This is a genomic window from Rhodobacter sp. TJ_12 (assembly GCF_020023995.1).
Lineage (GTDB): Bacteria > Pseudomonadota > Alphaproteobacteria > Rhodobacterales > Rhodobacteraceae > Rhodobacter.
Genome location: NZ_NRRD01000004.1, coordinates 162,170 through 188,308 on the forward strand (window position 1 = coordinate 162,170; position 26,139 = coordinate 188,308).

At 62.2% G+C, this 26,139-nt stretch carries 22 protein-coding genes and 2 tRNA genes; 13 read left to right on the forward strand and 11 right to left on the reverse strand.

Features of this window, described 5'->3' with window-relative positions; translation table 11 throughout:
- Positions 1–142 precede the first annotated feature (142 nt).
- Positions 143–343 carry a hypothetical protein gene (locus CKO11_RS05615; RefSeq protein ID WP_223634081.1) on the reverse strand — a complete coding sequence of 67 codons (201 nt, stop codon included), beginning with the start codon at positions 341–343 and terminating at the stop codon, positions 143–145.
- A gap of 278 nt (positions 344–621) precedes the next feature.
- Positions 622–828 carry a cold-shock protein gene (locus CKO11_RS05620; protein ID WP_223634083.1) on the reverse strand — a complete coding sequence of 69 codons (207 nt, stop codon included), beginning with the start codon at positions 826–828 and terminating at the stop codon, positions 622–624.
- 388 nt (positions 829–1,216) lie between these two features.
- On the opposite strand from CKO11_RS05620, the gene CKO11_RS05625 reads away from it, so the two are divergent.
- Both CKO11_RS05625 and CKO11_RS05630 read left to right on the forward strand, forming a co-directional pair.
- Positions 1,217–1,831, forward strand: a complete 615-nt coding sequence (locus CKO11_RS05625; RefSeq protein WP_223634085.1) for a hypothetical protein — start codon at positions 1,217–1,219, stop codon at positions 1,829–1,831.
- A gap of 68 nt (positions 1,832–1,899) precedes the next feature.
- Positions 1,900–2,472 (forward strand): recombinase family protein, encoded by a 573-nt coding sequence (locus CKO11_RS05630; protein ID WP_223634088.1) that lies wholly within the window; start codon positions 1,900–1,902, stop codon positions 2,470–2,472.
- A gap of 217 nt (positions 2,473–2,689) precedes the next feature.
- On the opposite strand, the gene CKO11_RS05635 is transcribed toward CKO11_RS05630, so the two are convergent.
- Positions 2,690–2,779: transfer RNA gene (locus CKO11_RS05635), tRNA-Ser, on the reverse strand.
- Between the two features lie 203 nt (positions 2,780–2,982).
- On the opposite strand from CKO11_RS05635, the gene CKO11_RS05640 reads away from it, so the two are divergent.
- The 7 genes from CKO11_RS05640 to CKO11_RS05670 are packed head-to-tail and all read left to right on the forward strand — an operon-like array spanning position 2,983 to position 9,388.
- Positions 2,983–3,891 carry an SPOR domain-containing protein gene (locus CKO11_RS05640; RefSeq protein WP_223634090.1) on the forward strand — a complete coding sequence of 303 codons (909 nt, stop codon included), beginning with the start codon at positions 2,983–2,985 and terminating at the stop codon, positions 3,889–3,891.
- A 14-nt stretch (positions 3,892–3,905) separates the two neighbouring features.
- Complete coding sequence (locus CKO11_RS05645; protein WP_411741990.1) at positions 3,906–5,096, forward strand: D-alanyl-D-alanine carboxypeptidase family protein; 1,191 nt, start codon at positions 3,906–3,908, stop codon at positions 5,094–5,096.
- A gap of 3 nt (positions 5,097–5,099) precedes the next feature.
- On the forward strand, positions 5,100–5,723 hold the full coding sequence (tmk, locus tag CKO11_RS05650; RefSeq protein WP_223634093.1) for a dTMP kinase: 624 nt from the start codon (positions 5,100–5,102) through the stop codon (positions 5,721–5,723).
- Positions 5,720–6,832 carry a DNA polymerase III subunit delta' gene (locus CKO11_RS05655; RefSeq protein WP_223634095.1) on the forward strand — a complete coding sequence of 371 codons (1,113 nt, stop codon included), beginning with the start codon at positions 5,720–5,722 and terminating at the stop codon, positions 6,830–6,832. Before tmk ends, CKO11_RS05655 begins: the two co-directional genes overlap by 4 nt.
- A gap of 15 nt (positions 6,833–6,847) precedes the next feature.
- Positions 6,848–7,645: a TatD family hydrolase gene (locus CKO11_RS05660; protein WP_223634098.1), complete on the forward strand. Its 798-nt coding sequence runs from the start codon at positions 6,848–6,850 to the stop codon at positions 7,643–7,645.
- Complete coding sequence (locus CKO11_RS05665) at positions 7,638–8,441, forward strand: MBL fold metallo-hydrolase (RefSeq protein ID WP_223634101.1); 804 nt, start codon at positions 7,638–7,640, stop codon at positions 8,439–8,441. Before CKO11_RS05660 ends, CKO11_RS05665 begins: the two co-directional genes overlap by 8 nt.
- Positions 8,438–9,388: an AEC family transporter gene (locus CKO11_RS05670; protein ID WP_223634103.1), complete on the forward strand. Its 951-nt coding sequence runs from the start codon at positions 8,438–8,440 to the stop codon at positions 9,386–9,388. Before CKO11_RS05665 ends, CKO11_RS05670 begins: the two co-directional genes overlap by 4 nt.
- A 232-nt stretch (positions 9,389–9,620) precedes the next feature.
- On the opposite strand, the gene CKO11_RS05675 is transcribed toward CKO11_RS05670, so the two are convergent.
- The 7 genes from CKO11_RS05675 to CKO11_RS05705 form a co-directional block, all read right to left on the reverse strand.
- Positions 9,621–10,571 (reverse strand): ABC transporter permease, encoded by a 951-nt coding sequence (locus tag CKO11_RS05675; protein ID WP_223634106.1) that lies wholly within the window; start codon positions 10,569–10,571, stop codon positions 9,621–9,623.
- A 13-nt stretch (positions 10,572–10,584) separates the two neighbouring features.
- A complete protein-coding gene (locus CKO11_RS05680) occupies positions 10,585–11,850 on the reverse strand; it encodes an ABC transporter permease (RefSeq protein WP_223634109.1) in 1,266 nt (421 codons plus the stop codon).
- 97 nt (positions 11,851–11,947) lie between these two features.
- Positions 11,948–13,018, reverse strand: coding sequence for an ABC transporter substrate-binding protein (locus tag CKO11_RS05685; protein ID WP_223634118.1), 1,071 nt, complete (start codon positions 13,016–13,018; stop codon positions 11,948–11,950).
- Between the two features lie 113 nt (positions 13,019–13,131).
- Positions 13,132–14,235 (reverse strand): ABC transporter ATP-binding protein, encoded by a 1,104-nt coding sequence (locus tag CKO11_RS05690; RefSeq protein ID WP_223634122.1) that lies wholly within the window; start codon positions 14,233–14,235, stop codon positions 13,132–13,134.
- A gap of 74 nt (positions 14,236–14,309) precedes the next feature.
- A complete protein-coding gene (locus CKO11_RS05695; RefSeq protein ID WP_223634125.1) occupies positions 14,310–17,942 on the reverse strand; it encodes a Hint domain-containing protein in 3,633 nt (1,210 codons plus the stop codon).
- A 297-nt stretch (positions 17,943–18,239) separates the two neighbouring features.
- Positions 18,240–18,326: transfer RNA gene (locus CKO11_RS05700), tRNA-Leu, on the reverse strand.
- 250 nt (positions 18,327–18,576) lie between these two features.
- Entirely contained in the window at positions 18,577–20,364 is a 1,788-nt protein-coding gene (locus CKO11_RS05705; protein WP_223634284.1) for a peptidoglycan-binding domain-containing protein, read from the reverse strand.
- 183 nt (positions 20,365–20,547) lie between these two features.
- Here CKO11_RS05705 and lipB point away from each other — a divergent pair, with 183 nt between their 5' ends.
- Both lipB and CKO11_RS05715 read left to right on the forward strand, forming a co-directional pair.
- On the forward strand, positions 20,548–21,213 hold the full coding sequence (lipB, locus tag CKO11_RS05710; protein ID WP_223634128.1) for a lipoyl(octanoyl) transferase LipB: 666 nt from the start codon (positions 20,548–20,550) through the stop codon (positions 21,211–21,213).
- Between the two features lie 293 nt (positions 21,214–21,506).
- Positions 21,507–21,923, forward strand: a complete 417-nt coding sequence (locus CKO11_RS05715) for a c-type cytochrome (RefSeq protein ID WP_223634134.1) — start codon at positions 21,507–21,509, stop codon at positions 21,921–21,923.
- A gap of 105 nt (positions 21,924–22,028) precedes the next feature.
- Here the strand turns inward: CKO11_RS05715 and CKO11_RS05720 are convergent, their stop codons facing one another.
- Entirely contained in the window at positions 22,029–22,487 is a 459-nt protein-coding gene (locus CKO11_RS05720) for a GatB/YqeY domain-containing protein (RefSeq protein WP_223634137.1), read from the reverse strand.
- A 162-nt stretch (positions 22,488–22,649) separates the two neighbouring features.
- Here CKO11_RS05720 and carA point away from each other — a divergent pair, with 162 nt between their 5' ends.
- Positions 22,650–23,816 (forward strand): glutamine-hydrolyzing carbamoyl-phosphate synthase small subunit, encoded by a 1,167-nt coding sequence (gene carA, locus CKO11_RS05725; protein ID WP_223634140.1) that lies wholly within the window; start codon positions 22,650–22,652, stop codon positions 23,814–23,816.
- Between the two features lie 286 nt (positions 23,817–24,102).
- Positions 24,103–26,085 (forward strand): glycosyltransferase family 2 protein, encoded by a 1,983-nt coding sequence (locus CKO11_RS05730; protein ID WP_223634286.1) that lies wholly within the window; start codon positions 24,103–24,105, stop codon positions 26,083–26,085.
- Positions 26,086–26,139: the final 54 nt, after the last annotated feature.

A 26,139-nucleotide genomic window follows, 5' to 3' on the forward strand; every position in this document is an offset into this window, starting at 1 on the left:
TCTATATCCTTGCATGAAAGGGCCCTGATCGGGTTTGGTTCGTTTGGCAGAAGCGGCGGAGACGTGCCCCGCCGCTTCTCCTCCCGGTGAAATAGTCACGGACGCGGAACGCCTCGGACGAGGCGGCATCGCGTCAACGTCCTCACCGGGAATCCGAAACCGGCGTGTAAGCAACGAAGGATTGCACCGGTCTGTGCACGGCACGGGGTGTGCGGCGGGGAGCGGCGGGAAGCGTGCCGTTGCCGAGCCGCTCGAAAAATTCGCGCCAGCCCAGTCCGGGCAGGGTCTTGTCGACACAGCGCACCGGATTGGCGCGATGCTTGGGGGGAGATGTTTTGGTCATTACGTCCTTTCGGCGCTGCGATTGTCGCGGCGACCGGAGATCACTCGGAAAATTTTGATGGCGTCTTTAGGATTTGACAGCGCTTGAATCACGGGCAAGCCGCGCGGCGCGCAATGTTGCCGTGCGCTCCGCTCTTTCTTGCGCTTCCGTCTCAAGAATGAGCCGCGCGGCAGCGGCCGTCTTGTCATGCGCCGTTTTCGGAGCGGGCAGTATCTCCCGGAACAGTCCGGAAGATGCCATGTTGTTGCGCGATGCGCTGCCGCCTTGAGGCTTCTGGCTCAAGCGAGCGCCAGCGCGCAGGCCGACTCCCGACCGTCGCGACCAGTTTCGACATCGAAGCTGACCTTTTCGCCTTCATTCAGTCCGCGCAGACCGGACCGCTCGATCGCCGAGATGTGCACAAACACATCGCGCGAGCCGCCTTCCGGGGCGATGAAGCCGAAGCCTTTGGTGGTGTTGAAAAACTTCACGGTGCCAGTGGCCATCGTGAGAACTCCTTCTATAGGGTGATGCCCGCAGAATGCGGCAACTCGGCTTGGTCAGAACGGAAAGCAGACTGAAGCCGATGAAGGAGACAGGGTGCGGTCGAAAAACTTCGCAACACCACCAATACGTGATTTTGCAAAATTTGCAAGACAAATACACGAATTTTGAAAATTCGTTCGAGCGCCCGTTTCAAACAGCGTTTTCTTTGCCCATGCGGCGCGATGGCGCTTGCCGCACAGGGCGAAACTCGTGAGGGTAGGCGCACGCCACCGGTATCGCCAAGCGATCCGGCCGGGATTGCGCCTTCCAGACTGTCGGTGCGGGCTTACGCGAAGGATATCCCGTTCGCCACATCATCCCTTTGACCCTTTTCACAGGATCGCCCCCATGCCCGGCCCGCGCGCGCCTTCCCGGTCGAACGACCCACACTCCGAAATCGCGGAGTATTTCGCCCAGATCGAAGCGGCTTTGACAGATATCCCTGTGCCGGAGCCATTGCGACACGCGCTTGCGCGCTTGCAAGAGGTGTGCTCTGGGCAAGCGGGCGCACTTGAGGAAATGATCGCCAGAGCATCGGCCGCCCAAGCGACCTTGCCGATGGATGATTTGATTTTGCGCCTGCCGTTGCCGGTGGTTCAGGTGAAGCACGACTTGCAGATCGTTGCATGGAACGCCCTCGCGGAAAGCCTTCTAGAGGCGATGTCGGGCACCGCGCGCAGCGGCGACCGGGCTGGCATCTTACGGCGCGGATTGGATCGGCAGGATCGCATCGGCGTTATGGCGGCCCTCGACACACAGCTTAAACACGCCCAAGCAGTGGAGCCCGAAGCTCCATCGCAAACAGGGCCGTGCGCGATCTTGGTGCAGCTCAGGTCGGTCGCTGGGCAGCTCGGGACACTAAGGCTTCAAATCCTTCCCACACTTCGCGGTCCCGGCCAGGAACGGGCGCGGTGGTGGGTGATCTTGTTGACCACAGACATCGCCCCGGGGAATGTTTTATAAACAACCAGCCTGTTTGCAGAGATCGGCTTCGATGACCGGTTGCCCTGCAAGCGCCAGCGGCATCCGCCATGCTTGGTGGGACCTTCTCGGCGCAATCGAAGTTGCGGCGCCTTCCCGAGATTTGGGGAACAGCACTGAGCATCGGTTATCACAAACTTCCGCGCCCGCGATGCTACGAGGTCAAGGTCCGGAAACCTGAAGGTTTTTCGACGTGGACCCCAACGCAACTGTGGCTGCCAGATGGTAGCGGTCCACATTGGCAAACCTCGGAAGGACCAAGCCGCGGGGTGCGAAGTGCTGCCTTCCAGATTGACCGCATCTTCGCCGATGAGGGCGTCTCGGGCGTGTTTACTGCCTGTGCAGATAGGCCCGCCGCCGCGCACCTCTTGCGTGCAACAAGGCCCGGTGACGCGGCCGTGGTGCGGTGGGTGGACCGCCTACGGCGCAATTACGATGACGTCACAAACATCATTAAAACTTTTATGAAGCAGGGCGTTACCGTCAAAACAGTTATCGATGGCTTCACGTTCGAGCGGTCCACCACTGAGCCTGTGCAAAAGGTCGTCCGGGACTCGTTGATTGCCTTCATGGCCGCAATCGTGCAGCGTTTCGAAGAGAGAGTTCCAAGTTTCTCTCTCTAGCTGCACCTTATTGTCAGCCCAAATACTGGCGCTGCGGGGACTCAATCCCCATCGGTGAATCTTAAGACGTCGAGGCGGATGAACTGAGAGCCTCAAGGGCGGCGTCAGGCGCCCTTTTTCGTATCGAGGCAATGCTTACCCAGAAAGAGTCCCAACAAGCCGATTCGGCACCTGGTCAAAATCGCTATTTTCCATGCAAAATCAACACCTTGAAAAATGGCGGAAGCGGTGGGATTCGAACCCACGGTGGGGTCTCCCCCACGCTGGTTTTCAAGACCAGAGCCTTAAACCACTCGGCCACGCTTCCGTGCGCTTGCCCTAGCCCCTCTCACGCGATTCTGAAAGCCATCCGTCAACGAAAACCGCCTGCGGCCTTTGCGCGTGCTTTTCTTGCCCCCGCGAAGCCGCTACAGTCCGCAAGAGAGAAGGCAAACCCCGTTCGCGGCGGAAAAACGGCGCGAAACGGCGCGATAACGAGGTCCCGCAGGGGGCCGAAAGGGGCAAATGGGCATGTCGAATTCGATCCGCTGGGTCTGGACGCTGGGGGCCGTGGCCGCGCTGGCGGGCTGCACCGAGGGCACCCAGCCCTTCGGGTTTCTGAAGGGCGCCCCCAAAGAGAGTGCCACGGCGGAAACGAGCCCCGCGCCCGCCACATCAAGCCGCATCGTCGAGCGCGATGTCGAGGCACCCGAGGTCTTTTCGGTCACGGAACCGGGGCTTTGGGACGGTCGGCCCTCGCTTGGCGGGGTCTGGGTGGCACATCCGGGCGTAAAAGACCCCGAGCGGGTGATCATTCGCAACCCGGCCAATGGCAAATTCGTGATCGGCGCGCTGTTCCGGCGCGAACGCGAAAACCCAGGCCCAAGGCTGCAGGTTTCCTCCGATGCGGCGGCCGCGCTTGGCGTTCTGGCTGGCGCGCCCACAGAACTGGCCGTTGTCGCACTGCGCCGCGAAGAGACGCCCGAACCCGTCACCATGCCCAGCCCGTCCACGCCCGAAGGCGCGCTGCCTGAAAACGAAACGATTGCCGCCGCGCCCCTTGATGCGCCCGCGCCCCCAACGCGCCGCCCCGTGGCCAAACCGGGCACCGCACTGGCACGCGATGTCGCCGCCACCGCAAGCGCGGCGATTGCCGCGGCCGAAGCGCCCCCCGCACCACCGAAACCGACGAAACCCGCCGCCCCGAAAGGCAAGATGTTCCTGCAAATCGGCATCTTCTCGATCGAGGCGAATGCCAAACGCGCCACCGACCAGCTTGCCAAAGTCGGCGTCAGTGCCACGATCCGCACCGAAAAAACCCAAGGCAAAACCTTCTGGAGCGTGGTCGCCGGGCCCGCCGCCTCGGTGGCCGACCGCGATGCCATGCTCAAAAAGGTCAAGGGCGTGGGCTTCCCCGACGCCTATGCCGTTTCGAAATGAGGCTTTCCGATCCGATGATGCGACCTGTCCTGTCCTTTGCAAAACCGATGCTGCGGCTTGTCGTGCTTCTGGCCGCGCTTCTTGCTGCGCTGCCCGCTGCCGCCTTTGACACCCGTGCCCGCGCCGCTTGGGTTTATGACCTCACAACACAGACGGTGCTTTTGGAAAAGAATGCCGATGTGGCGCTGCCGCCCGCGTCGATGTCGAAGCTGATGACGCTCAACCTGCTGTTCGAGGCGCTGCGCGAAGGCCGGGTGACGATGGACACGACCTTTGCCGTCTCCACCCGTGCCAAGCAGATGGGCGGCTCGACCATGTTCCTCAATGAGATGGACCGCCCCTCTGTGCGCGATCTGATGCAGGGCATTGTGATCAATTCGGGCAATGATGCCTGTGTCGTGGTGGCCGAGGGGCTGGCGGGCACCGAAGAGGCGTTTGCGCAACGGATGACCGAGCGGGCGCGCCAACTGGGCATGCGGCATTCGACCTTTGCCAATGCCTCGGGCTGGCCGCACCCCAATCAGCGCATGTCGATGCATGATCTGGGCATTTTGGCGGTGCGCCTGATCACCCAATTCCCCGAATATTACCCGCTCTTTGCGGAGACGCAGTTCAATTACAAAAACCGCGCGCCCGCCAATGCGCATAACCGCAACCCGCTGTTGAAAATCTCTGCCGCCGATTGGCGTGCCGATGGGCTGAAAACCGGCCATACCGAAGAGGCGGGCTATGGCCTTGTCGGTTCGGCGGTGATGGGGGAACGGCGCATCGTCTTTGTGATCTCGGGCCTTAGCTCCGAGGCAGAGCGGGCACAGGAATCCGAGGCGATTGCCAATTGGGCGTTTCGTCAATTCGTGCTGAAAACCGTGGCCGAGAAAGACACGCGTCTGGCGCAGGCCCCGGTTTGGCTCGGCAAAGAAAAAACCGTCGATCTGGTCCCGGCGGCCGATGTGCGCATGCTATTGCCCGCAGGCGCAGGGCCGGGCGTCACCGCCGAGGCGGTCTATGACGCGCCGCTGACCGCGCCGGTGGCGGCAGGCACGCAGGTCGGACGGCTGGAAATTTCGGTCCCCGGTTTTGACGCGCCGCGCATGGTGCCGCTGGTCGCGGCCACCGATATTGCCCCCGGCGGTTTCGTGACCCGCTTCACCGCCGCCGCCGAACGTCTGTTCGCCCGGGCGATGGCGATGACGGCCAGCAGCTAAACGATGTTCATCACCTTCGAGGGCATCGACGGCTCGGGCAAATCCACGCAGGTGCGGCTTTTGGCCGAGGCGCTTGAGAGCTTGGGCCATGATGTGATCCGCACCCGTGAACCGGGCGGCAGCCCCGGGGCCGAGGAAATCCGGGCCCTTGTCTTGCAAGGCGATCCCGAACGCTGGTCCCCCGAGACTGAGATTTTGCTGTTTACCGCGGCGCGACGCGACCATTTGGAACGCACCATCACCCCGGCGCTGGCGGCCGGTAAGGTGGTGCTGTGCGACCGCTTTGCCGATAGCACGCGGATGTATCAGGGGCTCTCGCGCGGTGATTTGCGCGCCCATGTGGATGATCTGCACCGGCTGATGATCGGGCGCGAACCGGATTTGACCTTTTTGATCGATATCGACCCTGCCGTGGGGCTGGCGCGCGCCAAGGGGCGGCAGGGCCATGAGGAACGGTTTGAGGATATGGGCGTGGCGATGCAGGCGCGGATGCGCGCGGGCTTTCTGGATTTGGCCCGCGAATTCGCGCCGCGCTTTCGCGTGATCGATGGCGCGCGCACGCCCGAGGCAGTGGCCGCCGATGTGCTGGCCCAAACCCGCGCCGCATTGGCGGCGAAGCGCGCATGAGCACGACCGATTTTCCAGACCCTACACAGGTCGAAGGCGCGCCCCATCCCCGCCAAACCCTGCACCTTTACGGCCAAGGCCATGCCGAACAGGCCTTCTTGGAGGCGTTCAACTCGGGGCGTTTACACCACGCTTGGATGCTGACTGGCCCGCGCGGGGTGGGCAAGGCCACGCTGGCGTGGCGCATCGCGCGCTTTTTGCTGACCCAGCCCTTGGACGAGGGCGGCGGTCTTTTTGGCACCCCCGAACCGCCCCATAGCCTTGACGCCGACCCGGAAAACCCGGTCTGCCGCCGCATTCTGGCCGAAGCGGAACCGCGTGTCTTTCACCTCAAACGCGGGCTGAATGACAAAAAAACCGCGCTTTCCGATGAAATCCGGGTCGAAGAAGTGCGCAAGCTGACCGCCTTCTTGCATTTGTCCGCCGCCGATGGCGGGCGGCGGGTTGTCGTCGTGGATGCCGCCGATGAATTCACCACCGGAGGCGCGAATGCGCTGCTGAAACTGCTCGAAGAACCGCCGCCGCTGGTGACCTTTTTGCTGGTCACCCATCAGCCCGCGCGGCTTTTGCCCACGATCCGCTCGCGCTGCCGCGAATTGCGGCTGACCACGCTGGCCCCCGAAGACCTTGCCTTGGCGCTGACCGCCGCCGAAGCCGATGCAGGCGATGAAACGCTGGCCCTGTCGGCACTTGCGGGCGGTTCGGTGGGCGAGGCGATCCGGCTTTTGAACCTTGAGGGGTTGGAAAGCTACGCGATTCTGGTGGAGCTATTTTCCACCCTGCCCCGGCTTGACCGGATCAAGGCCTGGGCCCTGGCCGAGGGCGCGGCGGGCAAAACCAATGCCGCACGGTTCGATCTTATCTTGCGGCTGATGGATCTGTTCTTGTCACGGCTGGCGCGTGCGGGGCTGACCGGCCCCCCCGAACCCGAGGCCGCAAAGGGCGAAGCACAACTGATGGCGCGCCTGTCCCCCAACGGCGCCACCGCACTGAAATGGGCCGAATTGCATCAGGATTTGGGCGCCCGCGCGCGCCATGGCAAGGCCGTCAACCTTGACCCGGCGGCCTTGGTCATGGATATGGTTCTGGCAATCAATACCGCCGCCTAAACGGCAGGAGACAGCGTGACCAAGCCCCTTCCCCAGATCGTCGACAGCCATTGCCACCTTGATTTCCCGGACTTTGGCGAGGAACTGCCCGAGGTGATCACCCGCGCCAAAGCCGCCGGCGTGACCCGTATGGTCACGATCTGTACCAAGCTGCGCGCGGTTGATCAGGTCAAGGCAATTGCCGAGGCGCATGAGGGGGTGTTCTGGGCTGCAGGCACCCATCCGATGAGCGCCGCCGAGGAACCGATGGCCACCGTCGAAGAGCTGGTGGCGCTGGCCGCGCATCCAAAATTTGTGGGCATTGGCGAGACGGGGCTCGATTATCACTACACCGCCGACAGCGCCGAAGTGCAAAAGGTCTCGCTCCGCCTGCATATCGAGGCCGCGCAAGAAACCGGTCTGCCGCTGATCATTCATTCGCGCGCCGCCGATGAAGATATGGCCGAAATCCTGACCGAGGGGATGAAACGCAAGCCCTTTGGCTGCGTGATGCATTGCTTCTCGTCTGGGCCGGAGCTGGCGCGCCAAACACTGGAACTGGGCTGTTATCTATCGATGTCGGGCGTTGCAACCTTCCCCAAAAGCGGCGAGATCCGTGATATTTTCGCGCAAGCGCCGCTGGATCGGATCTTGGTGGAAACCGACAGCCCCTATCTGGCCCCGCCGCCGCATCGCGGCCGCCGCAACGAACCCGCCTATACCGTGCAGACCGCGCAGGTGGGCGCCGATGTCTTTGGGCTGAGCCTTGAAGAATTTGCGGCCGCGACCACGGCGAATTTCGACCGTCTGTTTACAAAGGCCCGCCATGGCTGACCGGCTGCGCTTCACGATCCTTGGCTGTGGCTCCTCTGGGGGCGTGCCGCGGATTGGGGGGCATTGGGGCGATTGCGACCCGCAAAACCCCAAAAACCGCCGCTCGCGCTGTTCGATGCTGGTGGAACGGGTCGGTGCGGCAGGCACCACGCGGGTGCTGATCGACACCTCCCCGGATCTGCGCGAACAGCTTTTGCGCGCCAAGGTGGCGACATTGGATGCCGTGGCCTTCACTCACCCCCACGCCGATCACATGCATGGGCTTGATGACATCCGCCAGATCACCTTCAACATGCGCGCGCGGCTACCCGTTTGGGCCGATGCGCCCACGCGCGCAGCGCTGCTAAGCCGGTTCGATTACGCTTTTGTGCAACCCAAGGGCAGCGATTACCCGCCGATTTGCGATCTGCACCAAATCGACGGCCCCTTTACCATCACCGGCGCGGGTGGGGCGATCCCCTTCACGCCGTTCACGGTAGAACATGGCAATATCCCCGCACTTGGGTTCCGAATTGGCGATCTTGCCTATCTGCCCGATGTTTCGGCCATTCCCAAAGCCGCTTGGGACCATTTGCAAGGGCTGGAATGCTGGGTGCTGGATGCGTTGCGCTACAAGCCGCACCCCAGCCATGCGCATCTGGCGCTTTCGCTGGACTGGATCGCGCAGGCCGGTGCCAAAACCGCTGTGCTGACCAATATGCATATCGATTTGGACCACGCGCGGGTGGAGGCGGAAACGCCCGACCATATCCGCGGCGCCTATGATGGCATGGTGCTGGACCTGCCCGCGCCATGAGCGGGCTGATCGACGTCATCTTGCCGGTCTTTCTGGTCATCGGCTTTGGCTATATCGTCGCGTGGAAGGGCCTTTTCTCCGAGGCAGCGGTCGAAGGTCTGATGCGTTTTGCACAAAACTTCGCCGTGCCGGTGCTTTTGGCGCGGTCGATCGCGCGGCTCGATCTGGGGGCAAGCTATGACCTTGGGCTGATGGTCAGCTTCTACGCGGGGGCGCTGATTTCCTTTGCCATTGGCGCCACGCTGGCGCGCGGGGTGCTGCGCCGCACTGGGCCCGATGCGGTGGCGATTGGCTTTGCATGCCTGTTTTCAAACTCGCTCCTATTGGGCGTGCCGATCACCGAACGCGCCTATGGGCACGAGGCGCTTTCGGGCAATTTCGCTATTATCTCGGTGCATTCGCCGTTTCTCTACACGATCGGTATCGTGGCGATGGAATGGGTGCGCAGCCAAGGCACCGGCGCCGGGCTTAGCCGCGTGGGGCTAAATGCGCTCATTGGTGTTTTGCGTACGCCCTTGGTGATCGGCATTCTGACGGGCTTTGCCATTCAGGCGGGCCAGCACCTGACCGGCATAGCGCTGCCCGCGCCCGTTTGGTCCGCGATGGATATGATCGCGGGCGCGGCCCTTCCTGCGGCGCTGTTCGGCCTTGGCGGCGTGTTGGTGCGCTACCGCCCCGAAGGCGACGGGCGGGCGATTGCCATGGTCACAGGGCTGTCGCTTTTGCTGCACCCCGCCATTGCCTATGGGCTGGGCCATTTCGTCTTTGACCTTGGCGCGCCCGCTTTACGCTCGGCCACGCTGACCGCTGCAATGGCGCCCGGGGTGAATGCCTACCTCTTTGCCAATATGTATGGCACGGCCAAGCGTGTCGCGGCCTCTTCGGTGCTGGTGGCCACGGCGTTGTCGATCCTGTCGGTCTGGGTCTGGCTCGCTATTTTGCCGTAACTGCGCTGAAAGCGAAAAGGGGCGCGCCCTGATCCGGCCCAGCACCTCGCTCACCGCAGCACAGGAAACGCACAGCTGTCTGTTTCCCCGATAGCGGCCCAAAGCGGGGACGAAAACGCCCCCTTCGCTTCGACTTTGTGCAAATATCCTCGGGGGGTGAATTTGCGGCGACAGACGCAAAAAGGGGGGCAGACAGCCCCCCTCTTCGGTTCATCTCAACTCAGGCGGTCGCTTAGCTGGGCGACATGCCCCGCAGCCGCTCCGACCGGCGGCGCAGCAGCTCCACCACCGTAAGCAGGCTCACCGACAAGATCACCAACAGCGTCGCCACCGACAAGATCGCCGGGCTGATCTGTTCGCGGATGCCGTTCCACATCTGACGCGGGATCGTTTGCTGGGTGTGATCGGCGATGAACAGCACGGCCACCACCTCATCAAACGAGGTGACAAAGGCGAACAGCCCGCCCGAAATCACGCCCGGCATGATCAGCGGCATCACAACCCGAAAGAACGCGGTGCGCGGGTTGGCCCCGAGCGAGGCGGCCGCCCGCACCAAGGATTGGTCAAAGCCCGACAGCGTCGCCGTCACGGTGATGATCACGAACGGAATGCCCAGCGCGGCATGCGCCAGAATGATCCCCACATAGGTGCCCGCAAGGCGGCCCCATTCAAAGCCATCCGCGCCCACCGTCGGCACCCATTGGCCCGAGTAGAAGAAGAACATCCCCGTTGCCGAAATGATGATCGGAACGATCATCGGCGAAATCAGCACGGCGGTGATCTGCTTGCGGAAGGGCATTTCCGGGCGCGTCAGACCAAGCGCGGCGATGGTGCCCAGACCTGCGGCCAAGATCGTCGCAAAGACGCCGATGATGACCGAGTTCTTGGCAGCCTGCATCCAGGCCGCATGCTGCCAGAAATCGAGCCAGAACGACATGTCGCGCGGCGCATCCGGGTCGATCATCCCGAAGGTGATCAGCTTGTCATACCACCGCATCGAATAGCCCTCGGGGTCGAAGGCAAGCATTTGCTCGGTGAAGGTAAAATAGGGCTCTGCGTTGAAGCTCAGCGGGATGATGATCAAGATCGGCGCGATCAGGAAGATGAAGATCGCCGCGCAAAGCACGATGTAGGTGTAGTGCCACAGCTTCTCGAGCGGGCTTGCATAGACGGGAAGTGCCATAGGTGTCGTCCTTTTAGCCGAGCTTCATCTTATCGATGCCGACGAGCTTGTCGTAGATCCAGAAGAAGATCAGCACGATCGCCAGCAGTTGCGCGGCAAGGGCGGCCGCGAGCGACCAGTTGAGCGATTTTTGCATGTGGAAGGCGATCATGTTGGAGATCATCTGGCCATCTGCGCCACCGACCAAGGCCGGGGTGATGTAATAGCCCATCGCCAGAATGAAGACCAAAAGCCCCCCTGCCCCAATGCCCGGCAGCGTTTGCGGCACATAGACCCGACGGAACGCCGTCCAAGAGGTGGCCCCAAGCGACCGCGCGGCGCGCACATAGCTGGGCGGGATCGTCTTCATCACCGAGTAAAGCGGCAAGATCGTGAAGGGCAGCAGAATATGGGTCATCGCGATGATCGTGCCCATCTCGTTATAGATCATCTGTATTCTGCCCTCGTCATCGATGATGCCAAGCCAGACAAAGACATCATTGAGCACGCCTTGGCTTTGCAACAGCACCATCCATGAGGTCGTGCGCACCAGAAGCGAGGTCCAGAACGGCAGCAGCACCAAGATCATCAGCAGCATCGCCTTGCGCATCGGCAAAGTGGCCAGAAGATGCGCGACCGGGAAGCCCAGCAAAAGGCACAGCGCGGTGATCTCAATCGACAGGATCAGCGTGCGCCCCATCAGCTTCTTATAGATCGCCTGCCCTTCATCCACCGCCGTGATTGCGCCGCTTTCGTCGCGGGTCAGGTCGTTGGCCGCAAGGTAGAAGTCAATCGTGAACGGGTTCGCCGCCGAGCGCATGGCGCGCCAAATATTCGGATCGCCCCAATCCTCGTCGATCTCTAGGAACGCCTCTTTATAGGGCGGCTCCATCTTCTTGGCCTTGCGCGCGCCGCCGGTAAACAGCGAGCGGGTGCCAGAAATATCATAGTTGATCCGGGTCCCCGCCTCGCCTGCCGTCTTCTGCTCGCGCATCAGAACAAGGTCCGAATGCAGCGCGGCATAGGCGCTTTCATCGATTTCCGAGCCTTTGGGATGGGTGTCGAACCATTGCACCAGTGCGGGCGCGTTCTTCGAGAACCCGTCGTTATAGACGGATTTGAACAACATCTGCCCGATGGGCACGATGAAGGTGATCATGATGAACAAAAAGAGCGGCGCAACGAGCATAAAAGCGCGACGGCGACGCACAGCAAGCGAAGCGGCAAGCGCGGCTTTAAGCGGGCGTCCGTCGGCCGTCTTCAATGGGCCGGTCGGGATATCGGAGGTTGCGTCGGTCATTCGGTTCCCCGGTCATGAGCGGTCACCCCACCGCGCGAAGGCGGCGGGCAGGAGGAGAACGGGCGGGGTTTTTCCCCGCCCGCGTTAGGTTAAATTATCAGCTCGCCAGCCAGGCGTTGAACTTCTCGTTCAACTCGGTGTCGTGATCCGCCCAGAAGGTCGGGTCGGTCCAGATCGGCGACATCATGTTGGCCGGGTTGGTCGGCATGTAAGGCGCCATCTCGGTCTTGCCGTCTTGATAAAGACCGACAAGCTCGTTCGACGATTTACGCGCCGGACCGTACGAGATGTATTTCGCCTGATCGGCCAGACGCTGGGTGTCGGTCGAGAAGGCCAGGAACTTCAGCGCATCTTCCTTGTTCGGCGCGCCTTTCGGGATCACCCACAGGTCGTAATCCATGTAGGAGCCGTCCCAGATCGTGCCGAAGGGTTTGCCCTCTGCGACTTCGGCGGCGAAGAAGCGGCCGTTGTAGCCATTGGTCATGACGACTTCGCCATCGGCCAGCAGTTGCGGCGGTTGCGCTCCGGCTTCCCACCAGACCACGTCATCCTTGATCGTGTCGAGCTTGGCAAGCGCGCGCGCAACGCCTTCGTCGGTGCCCAGCACGTCATAGATGTCTTCGGGCGCGACGCCATCGGCGTAAAGCGCCAGTTCCATCGTGCGCTTGGCCGATTTCAGCAGGCCACGCTTACCGGGATAGGTTTCGGTGTCGAAGAAATCGGCAACCGTGGTCGGCGCGGTGTCGAACTCGGTCTTGTCATAGGCGATCACGGTCGCCCAGACGATGTTCGCGACGGCGCAATCTTGAATCGCGCCCGGCACGAAATCTTCGGTCGCCGGGGTGCCATCGGGGGCCGGCGGCAGGATCGACGGGTCGATCTCTTCCAAAAGGCCCTCATCACACATCTTGATCGCATCCGACAGTTCAACGTCGGCAAGGTCAATCGAAACGTTGTTGGCTTCGGCCTGCGCTTTCAGCGGCGAGGCGGGGTTGTCAGCATCGATCGAATTGACCTTGATGCCGGTCATTTCGGTGAACGGCTTGTGATAGGCCTCGACTTGGCTGACGGTATAAGCTCCCCCCCAGGAAACGACGTTGATCTCGGCGGCCTGCACGGCGGCGCTTGTCGCGACCAGCGCGGTGCTGAGGATCATTAGCTTTTTCATGTAGTTGCTCCCTTGTTGGTTCTGTTGGTCCGGTGCCGCATACGGATGTTTCCCCGCTTAGCAGCTGATGCGGCGGGGCCGCCGCATCAGGTGGATGGTCTCTCTGTCCCTCCTCACATCGGATCAAGCGCGCGGGCATCATAAGGGTGCCAGCCGATCTTGATCCGCGCGCCCTCGTCCAGTTTGGTCTGGCCAAGGGCATTGCGCGATTTCATCACGAATTCCTCGCTTCCCGCAACCTTCATGCGGGTGCGGAAGATATCCCCCATATAAATCACTTCGAGCACTTCGGCGTCGATCATATGGGCGCCTTCGGGCATCAGTTCGGGCTTGAATTCGACCCGTTCAGGCCGGATCGACACAAGCGTCTTTTGCCCTTTGTGGCGAATGTTGACCGGCGTCGCGTCGATCAGCTCGCCCGTTTCCAGCCGCACAAGGCATTTCTCGCCGTCCAGTTCTTCAACGGTGCCGGGCAGCTTGTTGTTTTCACCGATGAATTGGGCCACGAAGCTGTTCTTGGGCTGTTCGTAAAGCTGATCCGGCGGGGCCAATTGCTGAATGCGGCCATCGTTGAACACCGCGACGCGGTCCGACATGGTCAGCGCTTCGCCTTGGTCGTGGGTCACATAGACCACGGTCAGGCCAAGATTTTCATGCAGGTGCTTGATCTCGAACTGCATATGTTCGCGAAGTTGCTTATCAAGCGCGCCCAAAGGTTCGTCCATCAACACAAGGCTGGGGTCGAACACCAGCGCGCGCGCCAAGGCGATGCGCTGTTGCTGGCCGCCCGAAAGCTGGGCCGGGCGACGGTTGGCAAAGGCCCCCATCTGCACCATGTCGAGCGCGCGCATCACTTTGGCCTCGCGCTCGGATTTGCCCATCCCACGGACTTCCAGCGGGAAAGACAGGTTCTCCCCCACCGTCATATGCGGGAAAAGCGCATAGTTTTGGAACACCATGCCGATCCCGCGTTTGTGCGGCGGCATTTCGTTGATGTTGGTTCCATCAAGCAAAATCCGTCCGTTCGTCGCCGTCTCAAAGCCTGCCAGCATCATCAGGCAGGTGGTTTTGCCGGACCCTGACGGCCCCAGCATGGTGAGGAATTCACCCTTGGCGATTGACAGGTTCAGATCTTTCACGACCAGCGTTTCGCCGTCGTAGCTTTTCTGGACATGGTCAAATACGACGAAACCATCGTCGGTCTGTGCAGCGGTCAATGCGGGCTCCCCGTGGCTTTTTTGTGGTTCGTTTGCTCCCGTGGCGCTGACTAAAACAGCGCCGTTTGCAGAATTCAACTGTCATTTCCGGCAAGTCGAAACGTAGGGACCGGTGCGACAGGTTTCGACACAAAACCGTCAAAATACGCCATGTCGCAGGCGCTGCGCGACCAGAGCACGCATGCCCTGCGATCAATTTCGCGGCGTCGCAAAAACTTTGCAGCGGGGCGCGAATAGACTTGATCCGGGGCGGCATCCCCCCACAGCACCCCCGCCAACCGGGGCATTGCGCGAATCAAATCCACCTGCGCTGCGCGATCAAGGCTGCGCAGCCCCTGCACGCCCGGCCAAAAGCTTTCCACCCAGAGCCCTTCAACCGCAATCAGCGCGTGATGCGGCAAGAAAAGATGGTGATAAGTCACCCCCTCGTCATGCCGCACCGCCCCGCGCATCCGCCGTGCACCGCCCCAGCCGCAAGCCGCCAAATGCCCTGCACGCGCCAAGGCCCCCGCGGCCCCTTCGGGCACAAAAACCCCGTGCAACGCCGAAAGCCGGACCGGCTGGGCATTCCCCAACCGTCCGGCTGCAATTTCAACTGGCAGGAGATTCGGGTCGTCATGCATCATTTTTGGGCTTACATGCCGCGATCCCGCCCAAATAACGGGCAACGGCGGCCCCGCTCTTGTATTGACCAAATCGCCGGGCTTCAGGCGCTCCACCGGGACCGGCCCGCGCGGCGTGGCAACCCGCGATCCGGCGACCAGACAGGGGATGCCCATCGCATGCAAAACCGGCGCACTGTCAACGCTGTCCTTCGTGATCCCCAAAAGCGTGACCGTCGTGCCATCGGGAAAGCCCAGCACCGCATTGCCCGAGCCGTCCTGCGTAACAGAGACATCCCAGGTGGTGACCGGATTTGCGCTGAAATCCTGTAGCCCGCTCACATCTAATTGGTCGGTGGTCAGGCTGCCCGCATAGCTCAGGTCAAAATCGGCGATGAAATCGGCCCCGTCGCCATCCGCGAATGTATAGGTGTCGGCCCCCGCGCCACCGGTCATCGTATCCGAGCCGGTCCCGCCGATCAGCGTGTCATCGCCATCATCGCCCGACAGCACATCATCATCGGCACCGCCCCAAATCAGGTCATTGCCCGCACCGCCCGCAATCGTGTCATTGCCCGCATCGCCCGCAAGCGTTTCGGCCTCGCTGCCGCCGGTAATGGAATCGTTGCCATCGCCACCCGCGATGGAATTGGCACCGGCCCCGGCGGTGATTGTATCGGCCCCCGCACCGCCATCGACCGTATCCGCGCCATCGCCGGTGGTGATGCTGTCATCGCCCGCCCCGCCCAGAATCGCGTTGTCCCCCGGCCCGCCCTGGATCGTATCGGCCCCGTCACCGCCGTCGAGCGTGTCTTTCCCGGTCGTGGTCGAGGCAATCAGCAGGTCATCGCCCGTGCCGCCCGAAATATCGTTTGACCCGGTGCCGCCGATGATCGTGTCATTGCCATCGCCGCCCGAAAGCGTGGTGTTGCCCGAGCCGCCATGGATCGAGTCATCGCCCAAGCCCCCATCGACCACATCATTGCCGCTGACGGTCAGAATCGTGTCATTGCCATCGCCGCCGGTGACCGTGTCGGCGCCAGACCCAGTGGAGATAGAATCGCCATAATCCGAGCCGATGATGACATCGCTGCCGCCGCCCGCGTCGATATCGACCCCGTCCAAGGCCGTGCTCGCGTCGAAACTATCGGCGAAATCGGTGCCGATGACCTGCTCGATCTCCCAAAAATAATGGACCGCCGGATCGCCGTCATAGGTGATGGTGCCGGTTTCCCAGCCGGTCCAAGTGACCGTCGCGCCCGCGCCGGACAAGATGATCGTGTCGCTATCGGTGCCGCCCTCGCCCCCGTAAATAGAGGTGGCGCCATCCCCGAAGCCAAGTAAGAAAGTATCGGCATCGTCGTCGCCGTGCAGTTCGTTCAGACCGGTGCCGCCGGAAAGCGTATCGCTGCCCGCCGCGCCGTGCAGGGTGTCATTGCCCGCACCGCCCGTGATCAGATCATCGCCGCTATTGGCCCAAACGGAATCGTCCCCATCCCCCGCATCGATCGTGTCATTGCCCGCGCCGCCGTCGATCGTGTCATTGCCCGCATCGCCATAAATGAGGTCATCGCCCGCTTCGCCGTAAAGTCTATCATCGCCATCGCCCCCGTAGATCGTATCCGATCCGCCCCCGGTATAGACGGTGTCATTGCCACTGCCCGCATCGACGTAATTCGCCCAGGTCGCGGTTTGCACCCCGCTTAGGTCATCAATGTAGTCGTTGCCGTCACCGCCATAGACGGTGTCTTGACCCATGCCGGAATAGATCGTGTCATCCCCGGTGCCGCCCCGAATAAGATCATGGCTTGAGCCGCCAATGATACTGTCATTGCCCGCCGCCCCATCAAGCGTGAGGCCCGAACCATCGGCGCCGGCATTAATCGTGTCGCCAAGGCTTGAACCATAGATCGCCTCGATATTATCGAACTGGACACTGTTTGCGCCCTGATCGGCATGGCCGTCTTCCCAATCGGTGAAGATGACCGAAATCCCGCCCACTCCGCTGAAATAGCTGAAATCAAGCGTGTCCTCATCCACACCGCCCGCGGTGGTGGTGGTGCCGCCAAAGACCGTGTCATGGCCCCAGTTCGCTTCGAAATAGAAGCGGTCGGCATCGGCATCGCCGTAAAGGATGTCGTCGCCGGTGTTGCCTGCAATGCTATCAGCCCCGTCGCCGCCGCGCACCGTGTCACTGCCAGCGCCCGCCAAAATGACATCTGTGCCCGCGCCACCCTCTATGCTGTCATTGCCATTGCCCCCCTCGATCCAGTCATTGCCGGTGCCACCAAGGAGCGTGTCATTGCCGTCTTCGCCAAAAATCGTGTCATTATCGGCGCCGCCATCGACATAATCATTGCCATACCCGGAATAGATCGTGTCATTGCCTGCATCGCCATAGATCGTGTCGTTCCAGACATAGCCGGTGGAGCCTGCGTAATCGTCGATGTAATCATTGCCATCGCCGCCGTGGACCTCGTCACCACCGGTGCCGTATTCGATAGAATCGTTGCCTGCCCCTCCATAGATCGTATCTGACCCGGCGCCGGCGTTGATCGTATCGTTGCCCCCGGCGGTGGTGATCGTGTCATCCCCCGCCCCCGCAAGGATCGAGTCGTTGTAATCCCCGCCCTCGATCGTATTGGCCAGATCCGGATCAAAGCTCATCGAGGCGAGCGAGACATAGGTCGGCCCATCGGTTACATCGGGCATTGAGGTCACGTGATAGGTGACACCGGGCGTCAGTGGGGCCGTGGCGACCTGCCCCACCACGACGCCATTAATTTCCAACACATAAAGCGTGATCGTAGCGCCATCCGGCGCGGTGAACACCGCGGCCTGCTCGGCGTAGATCCGCCCCGAGGTCAGCAGTGTGCCAGTGGCATCATAGATATCGGCGTTTTGCGTGAAATCGTTGCCGATTTCATCATTGGTGCTGTCGCCTTCAAGATTGGTGCCCTCGTCGTCGATCACGAAGGTCAGGCGCGAGGTATCGTAGTCCCAACTGGGGTCGATCATGAAGTTCGACCCGGTTGTGAGGGTAGACCCGCCCCCCTCGATCAGGATCTGCGCTTCATCAAAGCCTTGTATCGTGTAGATCGCCACGGCCCTTGCCCCATGCCTGACGCGCCGCATGCGCGGAGTCACCCAAGCTCAGGAACACATAAACTGCTAAATCTCCGGTTAAGCCCGGCAAGGCAGGATTTTCCATTTAACGAAGAATCTGAGCGAATTCGGAAACGCTTCTCGCGCCGAAAGCGCCTTGCCGTCGCCGGTCCGGAAACCGCTTGGCATATGGGCACAAACCAAAAGGATATAAGACAGGCACAGGCGCGCAAACGGGCAAGGGCAGAAAAGACGAAACCCGGAGCTTGCGCCCCGGGCTTACGGCCATCCGGCCAGTGGTGCGGTTGAGAAGACTCGAACTTCCACGGGAGTTACCCCACAGCGACCTCAACGCTGCGCGTCTACCAATTCCGCCACAACCGCACGTTTTGGCTTGGTGAGGGGCGTTTAGCCGAGCCTGCGGCGAATGAAAAGCCCCATTTTGACGCTTTGAACAATTCGGGTGAAAATTTCTTGTCGCAGGCTTTGGCCGGGGCCGCAGATCACGCAACTGGCGGGTTTCGCAACAGCCTTGCCAAGGCTGCCGCTGCGGTTTTGCCCAGATCCCAATTCCCCGCCCGAACGCACAAGGGGCGCCGTAGCGCCCCCCCGCAAACGGTCTAAATGCGCCCGATCAGGGTTGCGCGGGCAGCTTGGACGAGCCCTGCGCCACAAGATTTGCGGCCCCGGCGGCAAAGCTGGCCAGGCCGGAAATCCCGCCCGCGGCAGATTTGGTCGAGATCGTGCCCGCCGAAGCCGAGGCCGGGATCGCCGTTTCCGTCGGGGCCGGGCTGCTGGGCGCGGTGACCGGCACCGGCAAGAGCGGCACCGCCGTCGCGCGCCCATTGAGCGCCATCGACGCTTTCTTGATCAAGCTGGCCCGGTCGGGCTGTTCGGGCAAGAACACCGGGGTCTGACCGACTGACAGCGCATCCGCGCTCAGCCCATACCAATCCAGCGCCAAATCGGGATGTTTCTCGATCCCGACGCCCGCGGTCAGGTGGTGGCCCAGCATTTCCGCATAGACCATCTGCCCCGTCCCGGCGAGCACCAGCGCCGAGGCAATCGCCATCTCCGCCTCGTCCAGCCCATAGCCGATCGACAGGCAAACCTTGGAGGTGGAGATCAGTTGATCCTCGGCCATGCCCGATTGCCCGATCCAGCCTTGGATCGAGGCGACCATGTCATCGCGCGGGGTGGTGGTCAGCTTGGCGACCTGATCTTTCAGCGCGGCGCTAAAGCCCCGGCATTGCGTGGCGATTTGCTCGGGCGTGAAGCCTTGGATCTGCGCGGCCAGCGCGTCGCCATCAGCCTTCGCGGCCGCCGAAACGGCACAGAATTGTTCGCCCAACGCCTGCGCCGGGTCCGACATCGCCGCGACCGTTTGCAGCCCGCCATTGGACCCCGATTTTGCGTTCACGCCCGCGCAATAGCGCGCAAGTGTCAGTTTCGGCGCTGCCATGGCCGAGCCGAAGCTGGGCATCGTCGGCGCCGGCGCAGGCGTGGTGGCCGCCGCAAAACTGGGCATCGCCGAGGCCGGGGCCGGGGCTGTGGGTTGGGCCGCCATCATCGTATTGGGCAGCGCGGCGCCGGGGCTTGGCATCGGCACCGCCGGATTGGTCGCCATCGTGCCGCCGCCTTTCACTTCGCACAGCCCGTGACGGCAGGCGAAAGAGGCCGGGGTCGCATTGGCCACCTGAAAGTCATTACGCTGATAGCCCTGCGGCGTTGACGCAAAGACCCGCACCGTGCAGGCGGGGCCATTGCACCAAAAGCCCGACCCGGTGACCGAGGTATCGATCATGTAATCGGTCCGGCCATCGGCGTTCATATCGGCCAGTTGCACAAAGCCCGCGCGCTGCAAAAGCTGCTCGGGCTCGACATTGGTGTTGCGCGCGATTTCAAACACGGCTTCGGACACTTCGGGCGGCAGACCGCCGATCGTGCCCCCCGAGTAGCCCCCCGCATAGCCGGTATGGGCGGTGCCCCCCATCATTTCATCGCGCTGCGCCAAAAGCATGCCGCGCACGCCTTGCGGGCTGCGGGCGATGGTGCTTTGCACTTGCGGGCCGCCCAATTGCGCGCGGTTGTAGGCGGTGACAAGGATATTGCGCTCCATCTCGGTCAGTTGCCCGGTGGCCGGATAACCCAGAAGCGCTTGATATTGCGAGATCGCCGCGCGTGATCTTTTGCCCAGAACGCCATCGGCGGTGCCCACGGGATACCCGAAATAATTGAGCGAATTCTGCACTTCGCGGTTTTGCTCCCGCTGGGCCGACGACATGGTAGAGCGGCGCGTCGTGGTGCGGCGGGGCGACCGGTTGGCCTCATTGACAATGGCCGCCCCGATCATCCCGCCGATCAGGCCGCCAACCACATCGCCGCCGCCCGCCAAAACGGGCGTGCCGCCGGTAACCCCCACACTCAAGGCAACAATGCTTGTAAGGAGATGACGCGCTTTCATAATGTCCTCCGATTCCGGGGCAAAGCCCGTAAGCGATGCCGTCAAGACCGCATCGCGATAAAACTCCCGTGAGTTTTCGCCCGAATCGGGCTTGAGGCAAGGTTTTTGTCGCTCTAACACCCAAAAGAACAGGAGCCAGACATGCCAGAATGGATAAAATCCGACCGACCCGTCGCCTATGAGGACGCGCTTGCTTTCATGGAGGCACGGGTGGCCGCGATTGCGGCGGGCACCGCCGACGAGGCGATCTGGCTGCTGGAACACCCTCCGCTTTATACGGCGGGCACTTCGGCGCGGCAGGCGGATCTGGTCGATCCCGACCGGTTTCCGGTTTATGAGGCCGGGCGCGGCGGGCAATATACCTATCACGGGCCGGGCCAGCGCATTGTCTATGTGATGTTGGATCTGAACAAGCGCGGTCGCGATGTGCGCTGTTTCGTGCGCGCGCTGGAGGCTTGGGTGATCGCCGCTCTGGCCGAATTCAACGTCACCGGCGAAATCCGCGAGGGGCGCGTGGGCGTCTGGGTGCAGCGGCCCGAAAAGGGGCTGCAAGCCGATGGCAGCCCGCGCGAAGACAAGATTGCCGCGATCGGGGTAAAATTGCGCCGCTGGGTCAGCTTTCACGGAATTTCGATCAATGTTGACCCGGAGCTAGAGCATTTTTCCGGCATCGTGCCCTGCGGCATTCGCGAACATGGCGTGACCTCGCTTGTGGATCTGGGGCTGCCAGTCACGCTGGAAGACCTTGACGTGGCACTAGAGACCACCTTTGCCGCAGCCTTTGCACGCGCGTGCGTCCAACCTTAGCGCAACATAGCCCCCGGCGTGCCAAGCCCCGGCACGACAGTTGCATAACACGGATGTGACGAGGCCGTTGACCTTGGCCGCGCAATTTGAACAGATAGGGCCGCGCCTTTCATGGGGCGCAACAAACGATCCTGCCCGGCAACCTCGTGGTAACGGAATTTTGTGCATGCACAGCAAAATGTACTAATGTGAGATGCGCGACCTTTTGCCCTGTGGTAAGGGGAATACCGGGCACAAAGACTGCCTTTCGATCCCGGGCGCTCCGGGCAAGCAAACAGACCAAGGAACCAGCGATGAAGATCAGCCTCTATGCCACCCTCGCCGCGCTCGCTCTGGCCACGCCCGCGCTGGCCGAGGGCGATGCCGCCGTTGGCGAAAAAGAATTCACCAAGTGCAAAACCTGCCACTCGATCACCGCGCCTGACGGCACCGATATCGTCAAAGGCGGCAAGGTCGGCCCGAACCTCTATGGCGTGATCGGTCGTCAAGCCGGCAGCTACCCGGATTTCCGCTACAAAGATTCGATCGTCGAACTGGGCGAAAGCGGCTTTGTCTGGACCGCGGAAGAAATCGCCGTCTACATGCAAGACCCGACCGCCTTCTTGAAAGAAAAGACCGGCAACAAGCGTGCGCGCTCGGGCATGACCCACAAGCAAAACAAAAACCAAGAAGACATCGTCGCCTTCTTGGCCTCGGTCGTCACCGAATAAGACATTTCTTGAGGCAATCGCCTTGTGAGAGGCCCGGTCGGATCACCGACCGGGCCTTTTCTTATCCGCGCCGCATCGGCACCCGTGCCGAGACCGGCCCAAGCTTTAGCCGAGCCGCGCCTTGACCATTGGCCCGACCGCGCCGAAATCCATTTGCCCCGTATGGGCGGATTTCAACTCTGCCATCACCCGGCCCATATCGCGGATCGAGCTGGCGCCCAGCTTTTCGATCGCAGCGGTGATCGCGGCGTCAACCTCTTCGGCGGTCAGTTGGCGTGGCAGAAATTCCTCGATCACCGCGATCTCGGCCAATTCCTTTTCCGCCAGTTCCAACCGCCCGCCTTCCTCGTAGGCGCGCGCCGATTCCTGACGCTGCTTCACCATTTTGCCCAGAATCGCCAAGATCTCGGCATCGCCCACGCTTGAGCCATCGCCTTCGGCCCGCAATGCAATCTCGCGATCCTTGATCGCCGCATTGATCAGCCGCAGGGTCGACAGCCGCACCGCCTCCTTGGCCTTCATCGCCTCTTTCAGCGCCGATGCCAGCTTTTCGCGCATGCCCATGTCCTGCTCAGTTTGAACCAGCCGTCACCTTAGCCTGAAGCCCGCCGCCATACAACCGCGACAAATTATTGATTTCATTGAATTTCCTCTTTTTCCCAAAAGCCTTGACGCCCTCGGCGCCGAACCGTAGGTTCAGCCGAATTTTGCCCCGGGAGTCGCGCCATGCCCACACAAACCCCGCCATCGGAAAAACCCACCGCCCTGATCGCCACGGCAGATGGGCAATTGTTCTATGGGCGTGGCTTTGGGGCCGTGGGCGAAACCGTCGCCGAACTGGTGTTCAACACCGCGATGACCGGCTATCAGGAGATCATGACCGATCCCAGCTATGCCGGGCAGGTCGTGACCTTCACCTTCCCCCATGTTGGCAATGTCGGCGTCACCCCCGAAGATGACGAAACCGGCGAGCCGGTCGCCGCGGGCCTTGTGGTGAAATGGGACCCGACCGAACCGTCGAACTGGCGCGCGATCGAGCCGCTTGTGGGCTGGCTGGAAAAACGTGGCAGAATCGGCGTGGGCGGGGTCGACACCCGGCGTCTGACCCGCGCGATCCGCCAACAAGGCGCGCCGCATGTGGCCATTGCGCATGACCCGGACGGCAATTTCGACATCGAGGGGCTGGTGAAAAAGGCGCGGGAGTGGAAAGGTCTTGTCGGCCTTGATCTTGCCCGCGAAGTCAGCTGCACGCAAAGCTACCAGTGGAACGAGATGCGTTGGGCTTGGCCCGAGGGCTACAAACCCCGCAGCGAACCGGGCTTCAAGGTCGTCGCCATCGATTATGGCGCGAAACGCAATATCCTGCGCTGTCTGGCCTCGGCGGGCTGCGATGTGACGGTGCTGCCTGCCACCGCCACCGCCGAAGAGGTGCTGGCGCATAATCCCGAAGGCGTGTTTTTGTCCAACGGGCCGGGCGATCCGGCGGCAACGGGGGCCTATGCCGTGCCGATGATCAAGGGCGTCTTGGAGACAGACTTGCCGGTCTTCGGCATTTGTCTGGGCCACCAGATGCTGGCGCTGGCGCTTGGCGCCAAAACGATCAAGATGAACCACGGCCACCATGGCGCGAACCATCCGGTGAAGGATAAAACCACCGGCAAGGTGGAAATCACCTCGATGAACCACGGCTTTGCGGTCGATGCGCAGACCCTGCCCACGGGCGTCACGGAAACCCATATCAGCTTGTTTGATGGCTCCAACTGCGGCATCGCGCTGGAGAATCGGCCGGTCTTTTCCGTGCAATATCACCCCGAAGCCAGCCCCGGCCCACAAGACAGCTATTATCTGTTCGAACGGTTCGCCGCCGCGATGGCCACCCGCCGCAGCGCCTAAGCGGGGCCGCCGAGCGTCTGAAAATCCTCAAGAATTTGTAAACGGCGCCGATTTCGGTGCCGTTTCTTTTGCGCAATTACACACCCTAAAGCATAGGATTTCTCGCTTTTGTATTAACCAAGCATTAACCAAAGCTGCGCTTACTCGTCTTTGGATTGGTTAATCGCACGAGGACGATATGCGCAGCCTCGCCCGCTCGGGCATCATCTATGCCGATTTCGGCGCCAAGGCGCGGGCACGTCTGAAACAGCCCGGGCTCGAAGACAGTGCCGCGCAGACCATGCCCATGGCGCGGCCGATACCGCCCGCGCCCGCTACGGCCCGCCCGCGCCCGCAAAGACGGCCGCTGGGGCAAATTCTGCTGGAAATGGGCGCGGTGGCGCCCGGCGACCTGCTCAAGGCGGTTACGTTGCGCCACCGCGAAGACGTGCGGCTGGGCGATATTTTGCTGACCCATGGCTGGACCGGCGAGGCGGAGTTGATGGCGGCCCTCGCACAGCAATGGAACGCCACGGTCGTCGATCTGCTGGCCGAACCGCCCGATCCGCGCCTGATCGATGCGTTGGGCCCGGAGCTATGCCTACAAGAGGCCATGGTGCCCTGGCGCAGGTTGGGCGGGGTCACGCTGATCGCCACCGCCCGGCCCGAGGATTTCGCTGCGCTCAGCACACGCCTGCCCGCGCGGCTGGGGCCGTGGCGCATGGTGCTGGCCCCTGAAAGCGATGTGCATGCCGCGCTTTTGGCGCGCCGTCAGACCGCCTTGATCCGGCGCGCCGAAATGCGGGTGGACCCGGCGCAAAGCTGCCGCAGCCACAACGAACGACGCGCCGCGCGCATTGCGCTTGGCGTCGTGCTTGCTGCCGCGCTTGGGCTTGCGCTCGCCCCGGTGGCGGTCTTTGCGCTGCTGTTTGGCTGGGCGATCGTGACGCTTTTCGCAACCACGGGACTGCGGCTTGCCGCCTGGCTGGCGCAAATGCGCGCGCTGCGCCGCGCCGCGCGCCAAGACCCGCTCGCGCCCCCTCCCCCCACGGCCGGGGTGATGCGAAAACTCCCGATGATCTCGCTTCTTGTGCCGCTCTACGACGAATGCGACATCGCCGCGCGGCTGATTGAGCGGTTGGGGCGGCTGACCTACCCGCGCGAATTGCTCGATATCATTTTGGTGGTCGAAGAGGGCGACCGCACCACCCGCCATGCTTTGGCCGGAACCGCCCTGCCGCGCTGGATGCGCATTGTCACCGTGCCCGCAGGCCCGATCCGAACCAAGCCTCGCGCGCTCAATTACGCGCTGAATTTCTGCCGCGGCAGCGTGGTCGGGGTCTATGATGCCGAGGATATGCCCGACCCGGATCAATTGCACCGCGTCGCGCGCCGCTTTGCTGAAACCGGGCCAGAGGTGGCCTGCGTCCAAGGGGTGCTGGACTATTATAACCCCCGCACCAATTGGCTCGCGCGCTGTTTCACCATCGAATATGCCGCGTGGTTTCGCGCCATGCTGCCCGGGCTTGCGCAGCTTGGCCTTGTCGTTCCGCTGGGCGGCACGACTTTGTTCTTTCGCCGCGCCGCGCTAGAGAAACTGAGCGGATGGGATGCCCATAACGTCACCGAAGATGCCGATCTGGGCCTGCGTCTGGCGCGTCACGGCTACCGCACCGACTTGATCGACACCGTCACCCACGAAGAGGCAAACTGCCGCCCGCTGCCTTGGGTGCGGCAACGCTCGCGCTGGCTGAAGGGCTATGCGATGACATGGGCGGTGCATATGCGCGACCCGGTGCGGCTGTGGCGCGACTTGGGGACCAAGCGGTTTATCGGCGTGCAGGTGCTGATCTTGGGCGCGCTGTCGCAATATCTGCTGGCGCCGGTTCTGTGGTCTTGCTGGGCGATCCTGTTCGGTCTGTGGCACCCGGTCTCGGCGTTGCTCTCGCCGGGGGCAGAAACGTTGCTTCTGTTTGCCTTCGTGCTGACGGAATTGATCAATATCACCATCGCGGCTTGGGCGGTGCGCGGCCCCGCGCATCGCCACCTGATCCCATGGGTGCCAAGCTTGCATCTTTATTTCCCGCTGGGGGCGCTGGCCGGCTGGAAAGCGCTTTACGAGATGATCTTGCGCCCCTTTTTCTGGGACAAAACCTCGCATGGGGTGTTTGACGGCACGCCCGATATCCCTGCCCCGGCGGCACGCTCCGATATGGTGCTGCGGATTGCAGAGGCTGCCCGACCGCCCGCGCCCGCCCCACGCATTGCTTGCGCCCCGTTGATCGACTAGGGGCAAGTGACACGAAAATCCTGCCCAACCCGGACAGCGCATTCGCGCCCGGCG

Coding starts and splice junctions, on each gene's coding strand:
- CKO11_RS05615 (WP_223634081.1), bottom strand. CDS start 343: ATGACCAAAACATCTCCCCCCAAGCATCGCGCCAATCCGGTGCGCTGT.
- CKO11_RS05620 (WP_223634083.1), bottom strand. CDS start 828: ATGGCCACTGGCACCGTGAAGTTTTTCAACACCACCAAAGGCTTCGGC.
- CKO11_RS05625 (WP_223634085.1), top strand. CDS start 1,217: ATGCCCGGCCCGCGCGCGCCTTCCCGGTCGAACGACCCACACTCCGAA.
- CKO11_RS05630 (WP_223634088.1), top strand. CDS start 1,900: ATGCTTGGTGGGACCTTCTCGGCGCAATCGAAGTTGCGGCGCCTTCCC.
- CKO11_RS05640 (WP_223634090.1), top strand. CDS start 2,983: ATGTCGAATTCGATCCGCTGGGTCTGGACGCTGGGGGCCGTGGCCGCG.
- CKO11_RS05645 (WP_411741990.1), top strand. CDS start 3,906: ATGATGCGACCTGTCCTGTCCTTTGCAAAACCGATGCTGCGGCTTGTC.
- tmk (WP_223634093.1), top strand. CDS start 5,100: ATGTTCATCACCTTCGAGGGCATCGACGGCTCGGGCAAATCCACGCAG.
- CKO11_RS05655 (WP_223634095.1), top strand. CDS start 5,720: ATGAGCACGACCGATTTTCCAGACCCTACACAGGTCGAAGGCGCGCCC.
- CKO11_RS05665 (WP_223634101.1), top strand. CDS start 7,638: ATGGCTGACCGGCTGCGCTTCACGATCCTTGGCTGTGGCTCCTCTGGG.
- CKO11_RS05670 (WP_223634103.1), top strand. CDS start 8,438: ATGAGCGGGCTGATCGACGTCATCTTGCCGGTCTTTCTGGTCATCGGC.
- CKO11_RS05675 (WP_223634106.1), bottom strand. CDS start 10,571: ATGGCACTTCCCGTCTATGCAAGCCCGCTCGAGAAGCTGTGGCACTAC.
- CKO11_RS05680 (WP_223634109.1), bottom strand. CDS start 11,850: ATGACCGACGCAACCTCCGATATCCCGACCGGCCCATTGAAGACGGCC.
- CKO11_RS05685 (WP_223634118.1), bottom strand. CDS start 13,018: ATGAAAAAGCTAATGATCCTCAGCACCGCGCTGGTCGCGACAAGCGCC.
- lipB (WP_223634128.1), top strand. CDS start 20,548: ATGCCAGAATGGATAAAATCCGACCGACCCGTCGCCTATGAGGACGCG.
- CKO11_RS05715 (WP_223634134.1), top strand. CDS start 21,507: ATGAAGATCAGCCTCTATGCCACCCTCGCCGCGCTCGCTCTGGCCACG.
- CKO11_RS05720 (WP_223634137.1), bottom strand. CDS start 22,487: ATGGGCATGCGCGAAAAGCTGGCATCGGCGCTGAAAGAGGCGATGAAG.
- carA (WP_223634140.1), top strand. CDS start 22,650: ATGCCCACACAAACCCCGCCATCGGAAAAACCCACCGCCCTGATCGCC.
- CKO11_RS05730 (WP_223634286.1), top strand. CDS start 24,103: ATGGCGCGGCCGATACCGCCCGCGCCCGCTACGGCCCGCCCGCGCCCG.